Below are 15674 nucleotides of genomic sequence, written 5' to 3'. Positions count from 1 at the left end.
GGAAGTATGAAAACCCTTTGTGCGAAGTTGGACAGTAACATTCGCTATCGGTTGAGAATGTGCATCTGGAAACATTGGAAAACGCCACAAAATAGAGCAAAGAACTTGATGAAACTAGGAATCGAAAAGAACAGAGCCTTTCACGTCGCATACGCAGGATACAGAATAGCGTATGTATGCAATAAAGGAGCTGTAAATGTTGCGATAAGCAACAAGAGACTAACCCAATTTGGATTAGTCTCAATGTTAGATTACTACACCAAAAGGTGTGTTACTTGTTAAGTTGATTGAACCGCCGTATACGGAACCGTACGTACGGTGGTGTGAGAGGTCGAAATTTCTCGCCTAAGAGGAATTTCTCCTACTCGATTTACGTTTTTTTAATTAGGTAGCAACAATGTTAGTGGCGGAACAACTGCTTATTTAGCATCAGTAGATTTTACAAAGAAAAAAGGGCAGGATTTCTATTGCGAAATCCTGCCCCAATTAATTGGGGATTAATCATGTTCAAATCCATTTCGTTGATAAAAAAAGATAAATAAAATAACGGAGAGAACTACTTCTGCTGCTAAAATTAAAATACTTTTCAGATCAAGAATGGTGTTTGATTTTGAAGCGATATTGGAAATCATATCCATAATGATTCCGGTAAACAAGAACTCAGAGATTTTTTCTAAACCATCAATAAATTGTGAAAACATCGGAATTAACATCAGTGCCAGAAGAACCGGAGAAGTGATGGTTCCCGTGCTGACCTGATTCTTTGCAAAAATTCCAAGAAGCATTCCAATAATGCAGCTGGTTAGAGAGGCTAATATGGAAACAAGAGCAAAGAGAGCAAAATTGCTTCCTGTGATCATAAATCCACTGATCGGCATCAGTAAAAAATTAATGACCGCTGTAATAAAAAAGACCGGAAGAATGCTTCCAAGAAAAAATTCCAGACCATTTACCGAGGAGGTCATCAAAACTCTCAGTGTATTTTTTTCTTTTTCTTCGGCTAAGAGCAGGCTTGGACAGTAGATGCCGCACATTCCGATATTCATAACCAGCCCCATACTTAATACATAGGCATACAGAGAATCCATGGAGGCGGCTGGTCCAAGATCCATATTTTCATAAAGTAACTTCATGATAAAAGTAAATCCAATGGAAAAAAGCGGCATGATAATACAATTTTTTCCCATAAAGGCTTTTGTTTTTACTTGTGCAATTGCTGCAACTTTGTTGAAATGTATTGGTTTCATGATAATTCCCTCCCTGTAACTTCTAAAAATACACTTTCTAATGTAGGTTCACAGGAATGTAGTGTATTAATTTTCTGTTCTTTCATCCAGTGATAGATTTTTTCTGTGTTTTCATCGTTTTGTGAGAGAATGTGATTTTCTCTGGTGGTTAAAGAAATCTCGTATTTTTTGTTTTTATTATATTTTAGGCAGATCTCCTTTGGAGAACCGTATTCTACAATGACTCCTTCGTTTAACAATGCAACGTGATCGCACATTTTTGTGGCTTCTTCCATGTTGTGCGTTGTGAGAAAAATTGCCATGCCTTCCTCTCTTAATTGGAACAGCATTTTGTGAATATCCAGTGCTGTAGATGGATCCAAACCTGAGGTTGGTTCATCGAGAAATAGAATTTTTGGCTTGTGAAGGACAGCGCGTGCCAGAATCAGTCGTTGAGTTTGTCCTTTGGAAAGCTTTCCTGCAAGCTTTTTGCGATGCTCATACAAACCTACCTGTCTCAGAACAACATCAATTCGTTCTTTGGGAACAGACAGGATTTTGGCAAAGTATTCTAAGTTTTTATAAACTGTTAAATAGCTGTAAACTCCACTGATATCCGTGACAATTCCGATCTGTTCATAAATAGTTTCATCAATATTGTGAGAGTTAATTCCCATAAGATAAGCCTCTCCCGAGGTTTGCTTGAGCTGCCCGGTGATGATTTTGATGGTCGTAGTTTTTCCGGCGCCGCTTGGACCAAGAAAGCCAAGAATTTCTCCCTGGAGCAAACTTGCATTAATATCTTTTAAGACCAATTCGTTTTTAAACCTTTTTGAAATGTGATCCAGACGGATCAACTCTTTTTTCATATGAAATTCCCTCCTGCTTATGTTTTGATTTGTTTATTATACCATAGAAAAAGATAGAAGTGTAATTGTGAAAATATTACTTTGATGTTTGGATGTCGTATTGTGTTTCATCCTATGGATTTTGAATATAAAACAGTTGAGTTTTGCACAAATTTTCTTTATGATAGAAAGAAGAAGCAGAAAGAAAGGAAAAAGAGCTATGGAAGAATTCTTACAGGTTGGGGCAATTTCCAATACTCATGGAATTGCCGGAGAAGTCAAGGTCTTTCCGATGACGGATGACATTAAACGTTTTAAGCAGTTAAAAGAGGTATATTTGGATACAGGAAGAGAAAGGATGCTTCTACATGTGGTGTCTTGTAAGTTTGTGAAAAATCAGCCCATTTTAAAGTTTAAAGAGTTTTCCAATATCAATGAGGTGGAGAAATATAAGCGATGTGGTCTTTTTATTACGAGAGATCAGGCGGTTCCTCTGAAAGATGATGAATATTTTATTGCAGATCTGATTGGATTGTCTGTACTTCGAGAGGAGAATGGAGAAGTGCTGGGAGAACTGACAGATGTTTTACAAACCGGAGCCAATGACGTTTATGCGGTGACAATGGCAGATGGAAAAGAAGTCTTACTTCCGGTGATCCGTGAGTGTATTAAAAAAGTAGATTTGGAAACAGGACAAGTGATCGTCCATGTGATGAAAGGATTGCTGGATGAATAAATTTCATATTTTAACGTTATTTCCGGATATGGTAAAAGACGGGCTGAATACAAGTATTATTGGAAGAGCTGCGGATGCCGGCTTTCTGGAAATACATGCAGTAAATATTCGCGATTATTCTACCAATAAGCATATGAAAGTCGATGATTATCCTTATGGCGGAGGGGCAGGACTTGTGATGCAGCCGGAACCGGTATATCGTGCTTATGAGGATGTGACAAAGAATATGAAAAAAAAGCCAAGGGTTCTTTATATGACGCCGCAGGGCTCGGTATTTCGGCAGGAAATGGCAAAGGAACTTGCAAAGGAGGAAGATATCATTTTTTTATGCGGTCATTATGAGGGAATTGATGAGCGGGTTTTGGAAGAAATCGTAACGGATTATGTCTCCATTGGCGATTATGTACTAACTGGAGGAGAACTTCCCGCAATGGTTATGATTGATGCGATTTCCCGTTTGATTCCGGGAGTTCTTCATAATCATGATTCGGCGGGAGAAGAATCATTTGAGAACGGACTTTTAGAGTATCCTCAATATACAAGACCACCGATTTTTTTGGAAAAAGAGGTGCCGCCGGTACTTTTATCGGGGCATCATGAGAATATTAAGAAATGGAGATATGAGCAGTCGGTTAGAAGAACAAAAGAAAGAAGGCCGGATTTATGGCAGGCATATGAAAAGGAAAGGGAGCGGTAACATGGAATCAAGGATAAAACTGGTCGCGGCGGATATGGATGGAACGCTGTTGAATGGAGAGCGCAGGATTACAAAATATACACAAAAAGTAATTAAAAAAGCCATGTCGCAGGGGATTTATTTTGTTCCTGCCACCGGAAGGTCAGTCAATGCCCTGCCGCAGGAATTAAAATCCTTAAAAGAACTTCGATATGGGATTTTCAGCAACGGCGCAACGGTCTACGATCTTTGGGAAGAAAAAACCTTGTATCAAAACCAATTTTCCAGAGAAAGAGCATTGGAGCTGGTTCAGTTTCTAAGAGCGTTTGAGGTAATGTTAAGTGTAAATCGAAATGGACGTTCTTTTGGAGAGCGTGAAGCAATGGAGCATATCGACGATTATGAATTAGATGAGAATACAAGAGCCATTATTCTTGGTTCCAGACAGCCTGTTGAAAATCTGGAAGATTTGTTAAAATCGAAGGATGGGAACGTAGAGAAGATTACTTTAGTATTCCGAACTATGGAAGAAAGAGCAAGAGCCTGGGAAATTTTATCCGGAATTAATGATATTCAGTTTGCAAGTTCTCTGCCAAAAAACATTGAAATCTCTTTAAAGGGATGCAACAAAGGAGATGGACTGCTTCATTTGACAAAGCATCTCGGTCTGAAACAGGAAGAAACTATGGCATGCGGAGACGCAGACAATGACAGAGAAATGCTTGAAACCGCGGGGATTGCTGTAGTGATGGAAAACGGACTGGAGTCTATGAAAGCCATTGCAGATTATATTACAGTGTCCAACAATGAAGATGGCGTGGCAAAGGCTATGGAGAAATTCATAAAATAAGACTTGCTATTGATAATAAAATATGATAAAATATTCAAGTTGTTATAAATAGGATGGTCCTCTGTTACTAAGGGTATTAAGAACATCTAAATTCGTTCAAGGAGGAACAACGATGAACGCACAGGATATTATTAAAAGCATCGAAGATGCACAGTTAAAAGAAGTAGCAGAATTTAAGACAGGAGATACTGTTCGAGTTCATGCGAAAGTAAAAGAAGGAAACCGTGAGAGAATTCAGGTTTTTGAAGGAACCGTGATCAAAAGACAGAACGGCGGAGCACGCGAGACTTTTACAGTAAGAAAACAGGCAAGCGGTGTTGGTGTTGAAAAAACATGGCCGGTACATTCTCCGATTATTGAGAAGATTGAAGTTGTAAGACGCGGTAAAGTAAGACGTGCAAAATTATACTACTTACGTGATCGTGTTGGAAAAGCAGCGAAAGTAAAAGAAAGAGTATAATCATAACGTATGATTGAAGAGAGAGGGATAGGCTGTCATAGCTTATCCCTGTTTTATTTTGTGACAGCGATGAGTCAAAGTCCGGGCCTGCCCGAGACTTTGTTGGATACTGATAGTTCTGGAATGCGCCTTTTGGCACTTCCAGTGGTTTCGTTGCATAAGAAAGGAGTGTTTTATGAAAAAAGGCTACACTGTCACCTATCAGATGCGCAGACAGCAGCGTCAGAGAAGAGATCAGATTCTTCGGTATCTTCTGAAATTTATTGCTGTAGTTGCAGCAGCTTTTCTGTTGGTTCGTTTTGTATGCAGCAGTTATACAATTCAAGGAGATTCCATGTCCCCTGCTTTAGAGGCAGGAGAAAAACATTTGGTCAACCGACTGATTTATAAGGTGAAGAAACCGGACAGGTATGATATGATTGTATTTAAGTTAGATGACAAAAAGAATCAAAATTTTTATGTGAAGAGAATTGTTGGTCTGCCGGGAGAAAAAATTCAGATAAAGAATGGAAAAATTTATGTCAATGGCAGAAAGACCAAGAATTTTTCTGACGAAAAGATTTTATCACCGGGATTGGCATCTGATGAAATTGTGTTAAAAAGCGGACAATATTTTGTGATAGGAGATAACTGCAACAACAGTGAAGATTCCAGAAGCGCAAATATTGGAAATGTGAAAAAAGAAAATATTATCGGAAAGGTCAGCCTGAAATATTGGCCGTGGTAGATGCAAAGGGAAGGGAGTGCAGAACATGGATTTTCAGTGGTATCCTGGTCATATGACCAAAGCAAAACGTATGATGCAGGAAAATATGAAATTAATTGATATTATGATTGAGCTTGTGGATGCAAGAATTCCATTAAGCAGCAGAAATCCGGATATTGATCAACTGGCTGTGAATAAATCCCGCCTTATTTTATTAAATAAGACAGATATGGCAGATGAACGTGTTACAGCTTTATGGGAAGAATATTTTAAGGAAAAAGGATTCTACGTGGCAAGAACCAATGCAAGGTCCGGCAAAGGCGTGAAAGGGACACAGGGAATTGTGATGGAAGCCTGCAAAGAAAAGCTTGAGCGGAATCGAAAGAGGGGCATTAAGAACCGGCCGATTCGGGCTATGATTGCAGGGATTCCCAATGTTGGAAAATCTACATTTATTAACAGTCTTGTGGGAAAGGCATGTACAAAAACCGGAAATAAACCTGGGGTGACCAAGGGAAAACAGTGGATTAAGTTAAATAAAAACATTGAGCTTCTGGATACACCGGGGATTTTATGGCCCAAATTTGAGGATCAGACGGTGGGGCTTCGTCTGGCGCTGATTGGCTCTATTCGAGATGAAATTTTAAATCAGGACGAGATGGCATTGGAGTTGATTGATTATCTCACACATCACTATGAGGGAGTGCTTGCAGAGCGTTATCAGGTAGATGAGAAACAGGAGAAAGTAAAAATTTTGGAAGCGATCGCATCGAATCGAAATTGTAAAATGAAGGGCGACGAATGGGATTATGAAAAAGCATCTAAAATTCTTCTGGAAGAGTTTCGGAATGGAAAGTTAGGGAAAATTTCACTGGAGGTTCCGAAAGAAGGGGAAGTGTAATATGTCATTTCGCGAAAGAAAAAGAAAAAATCGTGTCCGAAGAATCATATATCAGTGGGGTGTAACCATTGCTTTGGCAGTGGGAGTTGCAGCATTGATTTTAACTTTTGTGGGAGAGCGGACAAGGGTCAGTGGATATTCTATGGAGCCTTATCTTCACGATGGCGATCAAGTGATTTTAGATAAGCTGACCTATCGGTTTCGGGATCCGAAACGTTATGAAATCGTTGTATTTCCGGGACCGGGAGAAGAAACCCGATTTTTTGTAAAGCGAATCATAGGATTGCCCGGAGAAACCATTCAAATTGCGAGGGGCGTTGTCTATGTCAATGGAAAAAAAGTAAAGGACTATTCCAAAGATCATGTGACAGAACGCGGAGAAATGACAAAACCCATTCATCTGAAGGAAGACGAATATTTTGTATTGGGAGACAATAGGAATAACAGTGAGGACAGCCGCTATAAGGCTGTGGGAGCGGTGAAAAGATCCGAATTAAGAGGTCGCATTCTATTTCGGATTTTTCCGTTGAGTGATGCAGGTATACTAAGAGAGCGGGGATAGGGATATGACAAAAAAGGAAGAACGAGAAGCCAGAAGGCTTGAAAAATACCAGCAGGAACAACAAAGAATGTATCAAATGTTTTCTTATGAGCGTGAATATGAAACTTATGATACGATCTGCGGAATTGATGAAGTTGGAAGAGGACCTTTTGCAGGTCCGGTAGTAGCGGCAGCAGTAATTCTGCCCAGGGACTGTGATATTTTGTATTTGAATGATTCTAAGAAATTGTCAGAGAAGAAGAGAGAATTGCTATATGATGAAATTTATGAAAAAGCAATTTCCATTGGGATAGGAATGGCATCGGAAAAAGTCATTGATGAAATTAATATTTTGCAGGCGACTTATGAAGCGATGCGTCAGGCAGTTTCAAAATTATCTGTGGAACCGGATCTTTTGCTGAATGATGCAGTGACGATTCCGGGAATGAAAATGAGGCAGGTCCCGATTATAAAAGGAGATGCAAAGAGCGCATCCATTGCAGCGGCAAGTATTGTTGCTAAGGTTACAAGAGACCGAATGATGAAGGAGTATGATAAAATATATCCGGGGTATGAATTTGCAAAAAATAAAGGATATGGGACAAAAGCACATATTCAGGGAATCCGAGAACAGGGGATTTGCGATCTTCACAGAAAAACTTTTGTAAAGAAATACCGATGATGAATAAAAGAAAACAAGGAGCCCGGGCAGAAAAAATTGCCTGTGAATATTTAAAGCTTCAGGGATATGAAATTTTAGAGCAGAACTTCTATGCAAAAACCGGAGAGATTGATATTATTGCCAAAGAAGATCATGTACTGGTATTTATAGAAGTGAAATATCGAAGCGATGGCAGGCTGGGGATGCCGGGAGAGGCTGTCAACTGGAAAAAACAGCAAAAAATAAGAAATACGGCAATGTGGTATCTGAAAACGAAGCACCTTTCTTTTGATCAGCCAATGCGCTTCGATGTTGTCGAGATCTTAGGAAAGAAAATAAGAGTGATAAAGTATGCATTTTAAAAAATCGAATCAGAATCAGTCTACAAAGCTTCACCTTGGTGAGGTTCCATATTTAACATTTAAAAAACTGGATCAGGCAGGAGTGGTCCATGGATTTTCCACCAGAATGGGAGGTGTCAGCCAGGGCGTTTACGCGTCGATGAATTTAAGCTATCATCGAGGTGACGAGAAAGAAGCAGTGGATGAGAATTTTCAAAGAATCGGAAAAGCCATTGGTTTTGATTCTAAACGTTTGGTATTTTCCAATCAAATTCATGAGACCGGAATTTGCAGGGCGACACAGCAGCACTGCGGAATGGTAATGAAAAATATGGACGGTCTTGCAACCAATGAGAAAGGAGTTCCTTTATATACTGGTTATGCAGATTGTGTTCCGTTGTTTTTTTATGATCCTAAAAAAGAAGTGATTGCGCTGGCTCACTCCGGATGGAGAGGGACGGTGGGGAGAATCGGCGCTAAGATGGTTTTTTTTCTGGAAAAAGAATACGGAAGTTCCAGAGAGGACTTAATTGTTGCCATAGGACCGTCAATTTGCAGAACTTGTTATGAAGTGAGTTGGGAAGTCGCAGAGCAGTTTGAACAAGAGTTCAGGGAACATCAAAAAGAAGAATTTTTGGATGAGAAAGAAAACGGAAAATATCAGCTGGATCTTTGGAAAGTCAATGAGATTATTTTGTTGGAGGCAGGGATTTTGCCGGAACATTTGGATATCACGGATATCTGCACCTGCTGCAACTCTGATCTACTGTTTTCGCACAGGGCAAGTCACGGAAAGCGAGGAAATTTGGGGGCATTTATGGTTCTTTGAGAAAAAAATCATCCTGCTTTGCACTTTACGTGATTCATTTCATACGGTATACTAAAAGAAACTGAAAATAATGAGAGAGGTATATAGATTATGAGCAAACCGATCATTGCCATTGTTGGAAGACCCAATGTAGGAAAATCTACATTGTTTAATGCTTTGGCGGGAGAAAAGATTTCAATTGTAAAAGATACGCCGGGAGTGACAAGAGATCGTATCTATGCAGATATTACCTGGTTGGACTATCAGTTTACGTTAATTGACACAGGAGGAATTGAGCCGGATACCGGTGATCTTTTGTTGTCGCATATGAGAGATCAGGCAGAGATTGCCGTAGAGACGGCAGATGTTATTATTTTCCTGACAGATGTGCGGCAGGGACTGGTGGATGCAGATTATCAGGTAGCGGACATGCTGCGCCGTTCCGGGAAACCGATTGTACTGGCAGTCAATAAAGTGGACAACTATGAGAAATTTGTCTTAGACACATATGAATTTTATAATTTGGGACTGGGGACTCCGTTTCCGGTGTCTGCGAATTCTAAGATTGGATTTGGAGACCTGCTGGATGAGGTCATTGTACATTGTAATCCGCAAAATCAGGAAGAGACAGAAGACGAACGGCCGAAGGTTGCGATTATCGGGAAACCAAATGCCGGAAAATCTTCGATTATTAATAAGATTCTGGGAGAGGATCGCTTGATTGTGTCTGACATCGCGGGGACAACCAGAGACGCTATTGATACAGTTGTGCGGCGCAATGGAAAAGAGTACGTTTTTATTGATACTGCAGGACTTCGCAGAAAGAGCAGGGTGAAGGAAGATATTGAGCGCTACAGCGTAATTCGTACGGTCGCAGCAGTAGAACGATGTGATATTGCAGTATTAGTTATTGATGCAGAAGAGGGAATTACAGAACAGGATGCCAAAATTGCGGGAATTGCCCATGAGCGTGGAAAAGGCATGATCATTGCAGTTAATAAATGGGATCTGATTGAAAAAAATGATAAGACAATTTACAAATATACAAATAAAGTGAGAGAAGTGCTGGCTTATATGTCTTATGCAGAGCTGGTATTTGTTTCAGCAAAAACCGGGCAGCGTCTCTCGAAAATTTTTGATGTTCTGGATATGGTGATCGAAAACCATGCATTAAGAGTGCAGACAGGCGTGCTAAATGAGATTTTGGCGGAGGCTGTTGCAATGAAACAGCCTCCGTCTGACAAAGGACGCAGATTAAAGCTTTATTATATTACACAGGTTTCGGTGAAGCCGCCGACGTTTGTTGTATTTATCAATGACCGTCAGTTAATGCATTTTTCCTATACCAGATATTTGGAAAATCAAATTCGGAATACTTTTGGATTCCGGGGAACACCGATTCATATTATTGCAAGGGAAAGGAAGGAAAAATAATGGCGCTTTGTATTGCTGTTTGTATGATTGTCGGATATTTTTTTGGCTGTTTTCAGACAGGCTATTTTGTGGGGCGGCTGAATCACATTGATATCAGAGAATACGGAAGCGGGAATTCCGGTACTACAAATACTCTTAGAACCCTCGGAACGGGAGCGGCGGTCATAACATTTCTCGGAGATGCAGCAAAAGGGCTGATTGCAGTTAATTTGGCCCGTTACATAATTATGCCCGCGTTTCATGTGGAAGGGGAAGCCTATTTATGGCTGCTGACAGGATTTGCCGTAGTCTTGGGGCATAATTTTCCGTTTTATCTTGGTTTTAAGGGAGGGAAAGGAATTGCAACTACCGGCGGGGTGATTTTTGCGTTTCATTGGCAGTTAGGGCTTTTGTGTGCGTTGGTTTTCGGAGTGATTACAGCGATTTCAAAATATGTATCTCTGGGGTCCATCTGCATGGTGCTGATTATTCCGTTTATTTTATATTTTAATCATCCGCAGGACTGGAAGCTTGTGGCTGTCGGCTGCGTTTTTACAGGTATGGCAATCTGGCGCCATCGTGCCAACATTGACCGCCTGATGCATGGTACTGAAAACAAATTGGGTCAGAAAGTAAAACGTTAAGGAGGAATCTATGAAGAAAATCAGCGTTATTGGCGCAGGAAGCTGGGGAAGCGCGCTATCTGTATTATTGGGAAATAATGGACATGATGTTTCATTATGGACACATGATCCCCATGAAATTGAAATGCTTCAAAACAAACGGGAGCAGGAAGAGAAACTCCCGGGGGTCAAGCTTCCGGAAAATGTGAAAATTGAGGCAGATCTCGCAGCTGCATTGAAAGGAAAAGATGTGGTTGTAATGGCAGTTCCTTCTCCGGTGGTCCGTTCTGTGGCAAAGCAGATGGCTCCCTTTGTGGAACCAGGACAGGTGATTGTCAATGTGGCAAAAGGAATTGAGGATGTAACCTATAAGACCTTAACGGAAATTATTGAGGAAGAGATTCCGAATTCTGAAGTGTGTGTATTATCCGGACCGAGCCATGCAGAGGAAGTGGGAAGAGGAATTCCAACGACGGTGGTTGTAGGTTCAAAGAAAAAAGAAGTTGCGGAGATGCTGCAGGATGTATTTATGAATCAGGTATTTCGTGTGTACACCAATCCTGATATTATAGGAATCGAGCTTGGCGGAGCTTTGAAAAATGTCATAGCATTGGCGGCGGGAACCACCGATGGTCTTGGATATGGAGATAATACCAAGGCAGCTTTGATGACAAGAGGAATTGCGGAATTATCTCGCCTTGGAGTTGCGTTGGGAGGAAAACCGGAGACATTTTCAGGCCTGACCGGTGTGGGAGATTTGATTGTAACCTGTACCAGTGTACACAGCCGTAACCGCAAGGCGGGATATTTGATGGGAAAAGGAATGACGGCAGATGAGGCAATGAAAGAAGTAAAGATGGTAGTGGAAGGTGTATATTCAGCCAAAGCAGCTTTGGGACTTGCAAAAAAATGCGGTGTTTCCGTGCCGATTGTGGAATCTGTGAATCGCGTACTTTTTGAACATGCCGATCCAAAAGAGGAGGTTATGAATCTTTTGCTGAGGGAACGTAAAAAAGAGTATCATAGCCTGGAATGGGAGAAAGAAGATTAAAGAGACAAGAATAATGGAGGAATGGTGACGATGGAATCATGGAAATCAAAATCAAAGGAAGAATTGCAGGCACTGAAGGCAGAAATTGATAAAAAATATGGGGAATGGAAAAATAAAAATTTGTCTTTGGATATGTCAAGAGGAAAACCGGCGCCGAGCCAAATTGATTACAGCAATCAGATGTTGGAAGCTATGGAAGATTATCATACGGAAGCAGGGATGGATGTCCGCAACTATGGCGTATTAGATGGAATTCCCGAGATGAAGCAGCTCTTTAGCGAATTGCTGGATATTCCGGCACAGCAGCTGATTGTAGGAGGAAATGCCAGTCTGAATCTGATGTTTGATGCGATGATGCGATTGTATGTCTTTGGAACTATGGGAGAAAAACCATGGGGACAGCTGGAAAAAGTGAAATTTCTCTGTCCGAGTCCTGGATATGATCGTCACTTTACCATTAGTGAAACGTTGGGAATGGAATTGATTCCGATAAAAATGACAAGTTCAGGTCCGGATATGGATCAGGTGGAACAGCTTGTGGCGGAGGACGCCTCAATCAAAGGAATCTGGTGTGTTCCGAAGTATTCCAATCCTCAGGGAATCTGTTACAGTGATGAAACTGTGAGTCGTCTGGCATCTATGAAGACTGCTGCGAAGGATTTTAAAATTTTCTGGGATAATGCATATGGTGTTCACTGGGTATTTGAAGATGTGGAAGTAAAGGATATTTTAAAAGAATGTGAAAAAGCAGGAAATCCAAATCGCCCGTATTATTTCTTTTCCACATCTAAGATTTCTTTTCCGGGCGGCGGAGTATCTATGGTTGCCGCAAGTGAAGAAAACATTTCGGAAATTAAAAAAATTATGGGAGCTCAGACCATTGGATTTGATAAAATCAATCAGCTTCGTCATGTACAGTTTTTCCGGAATGCAGAGGGTGTCCGCAGTCACATGAAAAAATTGGCAGAAAGTATGAGACCGAAATTTGAGACGGTGCTCAATACTCTGGAGGAAAAATTAGGCGGCAGTGAATTAATCTCATGGGAACGTCCGAAGGGGGGATATTTTGTATCCGTTGACGTTCTTCCGGGATGCGCAAAGGAAGTTGTGCGTCTTGCAAAAGAAGCAGGGGTTGTTTTGACCGGTGCGGGAGCGACCTATCCGCTGCAGCAGGATCCGCAGGACAGCAATTTAAGGATTGCCCCAAGTTATCCGACTGTAGAAGAACTGCAGCAGGCAATGGAATTGTTTTGTGTCTGTGTTATGAAAGCAGGAGTGGAAAAACTTCTGGAAGCGTAAAAGTTAAGATTGGAAATATTCATTGATTTGAGTGCTGTGAAAGAGTTGTTACTTTTTCACAGCCTTTTTTTCTGATAGGACTAGTACAGAAATTATTGATTCTATAAATTTCTGTACAATTTGTACTTTATTATGATAAAATAGTAAAAAATCAAAAAGGAGTGATTCCATGAAATTTACAAAGATGCACGGTTGTGGAAATGACTACGTATATGTAAATTGTTTTGAAGAGACAATTAAAGATAAGAGTAAGGCAGCAGAATTTGTCAGTGACCGGCATTTTGGCGTTGGTTCTGACGGAATGATTTGTATTTGTCCGTCAGATCAAGGAGATTTTCGGATGGAGATGTATAATTCTGATGGATCCGAGGGAGCGATGTGCGGCAATGGTGTGCGCTGTATTGCAAAATATGTTTATGATTATGGGCTGACAGATAAAGAAAGAATTGTAATTGAGACAAAAGGCGGCATGAAGGAACTGGAGCTCACAGTAGAAGATGGGAAAGTAGTTCTGGTGAAAGTTGATATGGAAGCGCCGGTGACGGAAGCGGCAAAGATTCCGGCGATTTATGATGATCTTTCGGAAATCATTGATCAGCCGGTGATTGTGGATGATAAGTCTTATCGCATTACCTGTATTTCCATGGGAAATCCTCATGGAGTTGTATTTGTAGATTCCGTGGATGATTTAAATCTTGAAAAACTTGGACCAAAGTTTGAAAATCATCCGATGTTTCCGGACCGGGTGAATACAGAATTTGTGGAAGTAGTGGATGATCACACTATTAAGATGCGGGTGTGGGAGCGCGGATCCGGAGAGACTCTTGCCTGTGGAACCGGCGCGTGTGCCAGTGCATATGCTTCTTATTTAAATCATAAAACAGGCAGTAAAGTTCTTGTACATCTTCTTGGAGGAGATCTGGAAATTGAATATGATCGGGAGAAACATACGATTTTTATGACCGGACCAGCCACAAAGGTTTTTGATGGAGAGATCGAGCTTCCGGAGACAATCCGATAGGGAAAAGAGGCAAGCAGAGAAAAAGGGAGAAAGATCATGATTTTAAAAGATTTATTGGAGCGTTTGGAGTATTCTCTTGTGCAGGGAACCGTGGAAACTACAATTTCGACGTTAGTATATGATTCCAGAAAAATAGAAAAAAACAGTGTGTTTGTATGTATTTCCGGGGCTGCATTTGATGGTCATGAGTTTGCGGCTCAGGCAGCCGAACAGGGGGCAGCAGCGCTGGTTGTAGAAAAAGAAGCAGCGGTGCCGGAAGGAATCACGGTGATTCGAGTACAGAACACAAGACTTGCTCTGGCAGAAATGTCGGCGGCTTATTTTGGGTATCCGGCAGAAGAACTGACGACCATTGGCATTACGGGAACCAAAGGAAAAACTACGACAACTTATATGATACAGGCAGTTTTAGAACATGCAAAGCAGCGCACCGGTTTGATTGGAACCATTGAAACCATCATTGGAGATGAAAGAATTCCTTCTGTGAATACCACACCTGAATCCTATGTGATTCAAGAGTCTTTCCGAAAAATGGCAGATGCGGGAATTCAGAATGTTGTTATGGAGGTCTCCTCTCAGGGGCTGATGCTGCATCGATGCAGTGGTTTTACCTTTGATTATGGAATTTTCACAAACCTGGCGGAAGATCATATCGGAGAAAACGAACATAAAGATATGGATGACTATATTCACTGCAAAAGTCTTTTGTTTCAGCAGTGCAAACAGGGAATTGTCAACGGAGATGATGATTATGTTGAGCGGATTATCAAAGATCATACCTGTCAGATTGAAACATATGGTATGAGTTCCTCCAATGATGTTTACGCAGAACATATCAGAAGAATACAAGAACCGGGGTATCTTGGCGTATCGTATGATTTGAAGGGAAAACAGGAGTATAATGTCCATGTGGATATTCCGGGGGATTTTACTGTCTATAATTCGTTGGCAGCCATTTCGTTATGTCGTCATATGGCAATCCGACAAGAGGATGTTCTTTCTGCTCTAAATACCATTCAGGTCAAGGGACGGCTGGAGATTATAAAGACTCCGGGAGAGTATACGCTGATGATTGATTATGCGCATAATGCCATGAGTCTTGAGAGCCTTTTAACAACGATTCGGAAATATGAACCAAATAAGATTTATTGTCTGTTTGGCTGCGGGGGGAATCGCGCCAGGGCAAGACGTTATGAGATGGGTGAGGTTTCTTCAAACCTTGCGGATTTGACCGTTGTTACTTCTGATAATCCGAGAAACGAAGAGCCGATGGATATTATCAATGATATTTTAGTCGGTGTGCAGAAAGGTCCGGGAGAATATGTCACGATTCCGGATCGGAAAGAAGCCATCCGCTATTGCATGGAACATGCGCAAAAGGGAGATATTGTTATTTTAGCTGGAAAAGGACATGAGGATTATCAGGAGATCAAAGGTGTAAAATATCATATGGATGAGAGAGAATTGATTCAGGATATTCTGCGCTCCTGAGTGTCAGAAAATTTATACTAGA

General features: G+C 40.9%; 19 protein-coding genes. 17 read left to right on the top strand and 2 right to left on the bottom strand.

Translation table 11 applies throughout. The annotated features are described in order from the left end of the window. Positions 1-282 (top strand): group II intron maturase-specific domain-containing protein (locus tag AC27EF_RS09135; RefSeq protein ID WP_487110445.1); only part of this gene is annotated, 282 nt, incomplete at its 5' end. Positions 283-497: 215 nt separating this feature from the next. On the opposite strand, the gene AC27EF_RS09130 is transcribed toward AC27EF_RS09135, so the two are convergent. Both AC27EF_RS09130 and AC27EF_RS09125 read right to left on the bottom strand, forming a co-directional pair. Next, positions 498-1247 (bottom strand): ABC transporter permease, encoded by a 750-nt coding sequence (locus AC27EF_RS09130; RefSeq protein ID WP_487110444.1) that lies wholly within the window; start codon positions 1245-1247, stop codon positions 498-500. Continuing rightward, positions 1244-2095, bottom strand: a complete 852-nt coding sequence (locus AC27EF_RS09125) for an ABC transporter ATP-binding protein (RefSeq protein WP_487110443.1) — start codon at positions 2093-2095, stop codon at positions 1244-1246. Before AC27EF_RS09125 ends, AC27EF_RS09130 begins: the two co-directional genes overlap by 4 nt. 199 nt (positions 2096-2294) lie before the next feature. Between AC27EF_RS09125 and rimM the strand changes: the two genes are divergently transcribed. From rimM to AC27EF_RS09045, 16 genes are all read left to right on the top strand, one after another. After that, positions 2295-2810: a ribosome maturation factor RimM gene (gene rimM, locus AC27EF_RS09120; RefSeq protein WP_487110442.1), complete on the top strand. Its 516-nt coding sequence runs from the start codon at positions 2295-2297 to the stop codon at positions 2808-2810. After that, positions 2803-3507: a tRNA (guanosine(37)-N1)-methyltransferase TrmD gene (trmD, locus tag AC27EF_RS09115; RefSeq protein ID WP_487110441.1), complete on the top strand. Its 705-nt coding sequence runs from the start codon at positions 2803-2805 to the stop codon at positions 3505-3507. The genes rimM and trmD overlap by 8 nt, the downstream gene beginning before the upstream one ends. 1 nt (position 3508) lies before the next feature. After that, the gene (locus tag AC27EF_RS09110; protein ID WP_487110440.1) at positions 3509-4336 is read left to right on the top strand and encodes a Cof-type HAD-IIB family hydrolase; all 828 of its coding nucleotides are present in this window, start codon (positions 3509-3511) and stop codon (positions 4334-4336) included. Between the two features lie 112 nt (positions 4337-4448). Continuing rightward, complete coding sequence (rplS, locus tag AC27EF_RS09105) at positions 4449-4796, top strand: 50S ribosomal protein L19 (protein WP_487110439.1); 348 nt, start codon at positions 4449-4451, stop codon at positions 4794-4796. A gap of 175 nt (positions 4797-4971) precedes the next feature. After that, the gene (gene lepB, locus AC27EF_RS09100; protein WP_487110438.1) at positions 4972-5523 is read left to right on the top strand and encodes a signal peptidase I; all 552 of its coding nucleotides are present in this window, start codon (positions 4972-4974) and stop codon (positions 5521-5523) included. A 25-nt stretch (positions 5524-5548) separates the two neighbouring features. Beyond that, positions 5549-6403 carry a ribosome biogenesis GTPase YlqF gene (gene ylqF / locus AC27EF_RS09095; protein WP_487110437.1) on the top strand — a complete coding sequence of 285 codons (855 nt, stop codon included), beginning with the start codon at positions 5549-5551 and terminating at the stop codon, positions 6401-6403. Position 6404: 1 nt separating this feature from the next. After that, positions 6405-6965, top strand: coding sequence for a signal peptidase I (gene lepB, locus AC27EF_RS09090; RefSeq protein ID WP_487110436.1), 561 nt, complete (start codon positions 6405-6407; stop codon positions 6963-6965). Positions 6966-6969: 4 nt separating this feature from the next. Continuing rightward, positions 6970-7626 carry a ribonuclease HII gene (gene rnhB / locus AC27EF_RS09085; protein WP_487110435.1) on the top strand — a complete coding sequence of 219 codons (657 nt, stop codon included), beginning with the start codon at positions 6970-6972 and terminating at the stop codon, positions 7624-7626. Then, complete coding sequence (locus AC27EF_RS09080) at positions 7623-7967, top strand: YraN family protein (protein WP_487110434.1); 345 nt, start codon at positions 7623-7625, stop codon at positions 7965-7967. The genes rnhB and AC27EF_RS09080 overlap by 4 nt, the downstream gene beginning before the upstream one ends. After that, entirely contained in the window at positions 7957-8775 is an 819-nt protein-coding gene (gene pgeF / locus AC27EF_RS09075; protein ID WP_487110433.1) for a peptidoglycan editing factor PgeF, read from the top strand. Before AC27EF_RS09080 ends, pgeF begins: the two co-directional genes overlap by 11 nt. Before the next feature lie 90 nt (positions 8776-8865). Further along, positions 8866-10188, top strand: a complete 1323-nt coding sequence (gene der / locus AC27EF_RS09070; protein ID WP_487110432.1) for a ribosome biogenesis GTPase Der — start codon at positions 8866-8868, stop codon at positions 10186-10188. Beyond that, positions 10188-10811 carry a glycerol-3-phosphate 1-O-acyltransferase PlsY gene (plsY, locus tag AC27EF_RS09065; protein WP_487110431.1) on the top strand — a complete coding sequence of 208 codons (624 nt, stop codon included), beginning with the start codon at positions 10188-10190 and terminating at the stop codon, positions 10809-10811. Before der ends, plsY begins: the two co-directional genes overlap by 1 nt. A gap of 10 nt (positions 10812-10821) precedes the next feature. Next, positions 10822-11841, top strand: coding sequence for an NAD(P)H-dependent glycerol-3-phosphate dehydrogenase (locus tag AC27EF_RS09060; RefSeq protein WP_487110430.1), 1020 nt, complete (start codon positions 10822-10824; stop codon positions 11839-11841). Between the two features lie 30 nt (positions 11842-11871). Beyond that, positions 11872-13140 (top strand): aspartate aminotransferase type Ic, encoded by a 1269-nt coding sequence (locus AC27EF_RS09055; protein ID WP_487110429.1) that lies wholly within the window; start codon positions 11872-11874, stop codon positions 13138-13140. A 169-nt stretch (positions 13141-13309) separates the two neighbouring features. After that, positions 13310-14161, top strand: a complete 852-nt coding sequence (gene dapF, locus AC27EF_RS09050; protein ID WP_487110428.1) for a diaminopimelate epimerase — start codon at positions 13310-13312, stop codon at positions 14159-14161. Positions 14162-14197: 36 nt separating this feature from the next. Then, complete coding sequence (locus tag AC27EF_RS09045) at positions 14198-15652, top strand: UDP-N-acetylmuramoyl-L-alanyl-D-glutamate--2,6-diaminopimelate ligase (protein WP_487110427.1); 1455 nt, start codon at positions 14198-14200, stop codon at positions 15650-15652. Positions 15653-15674 lie beyond the last annotated feature (22 nt).

Source organism: Anaerostipes stercorihominis (assembly GCF_057535655.1).
This window is presented reverse-complemented; position numbering and strand designations above follow the sequence as displayed.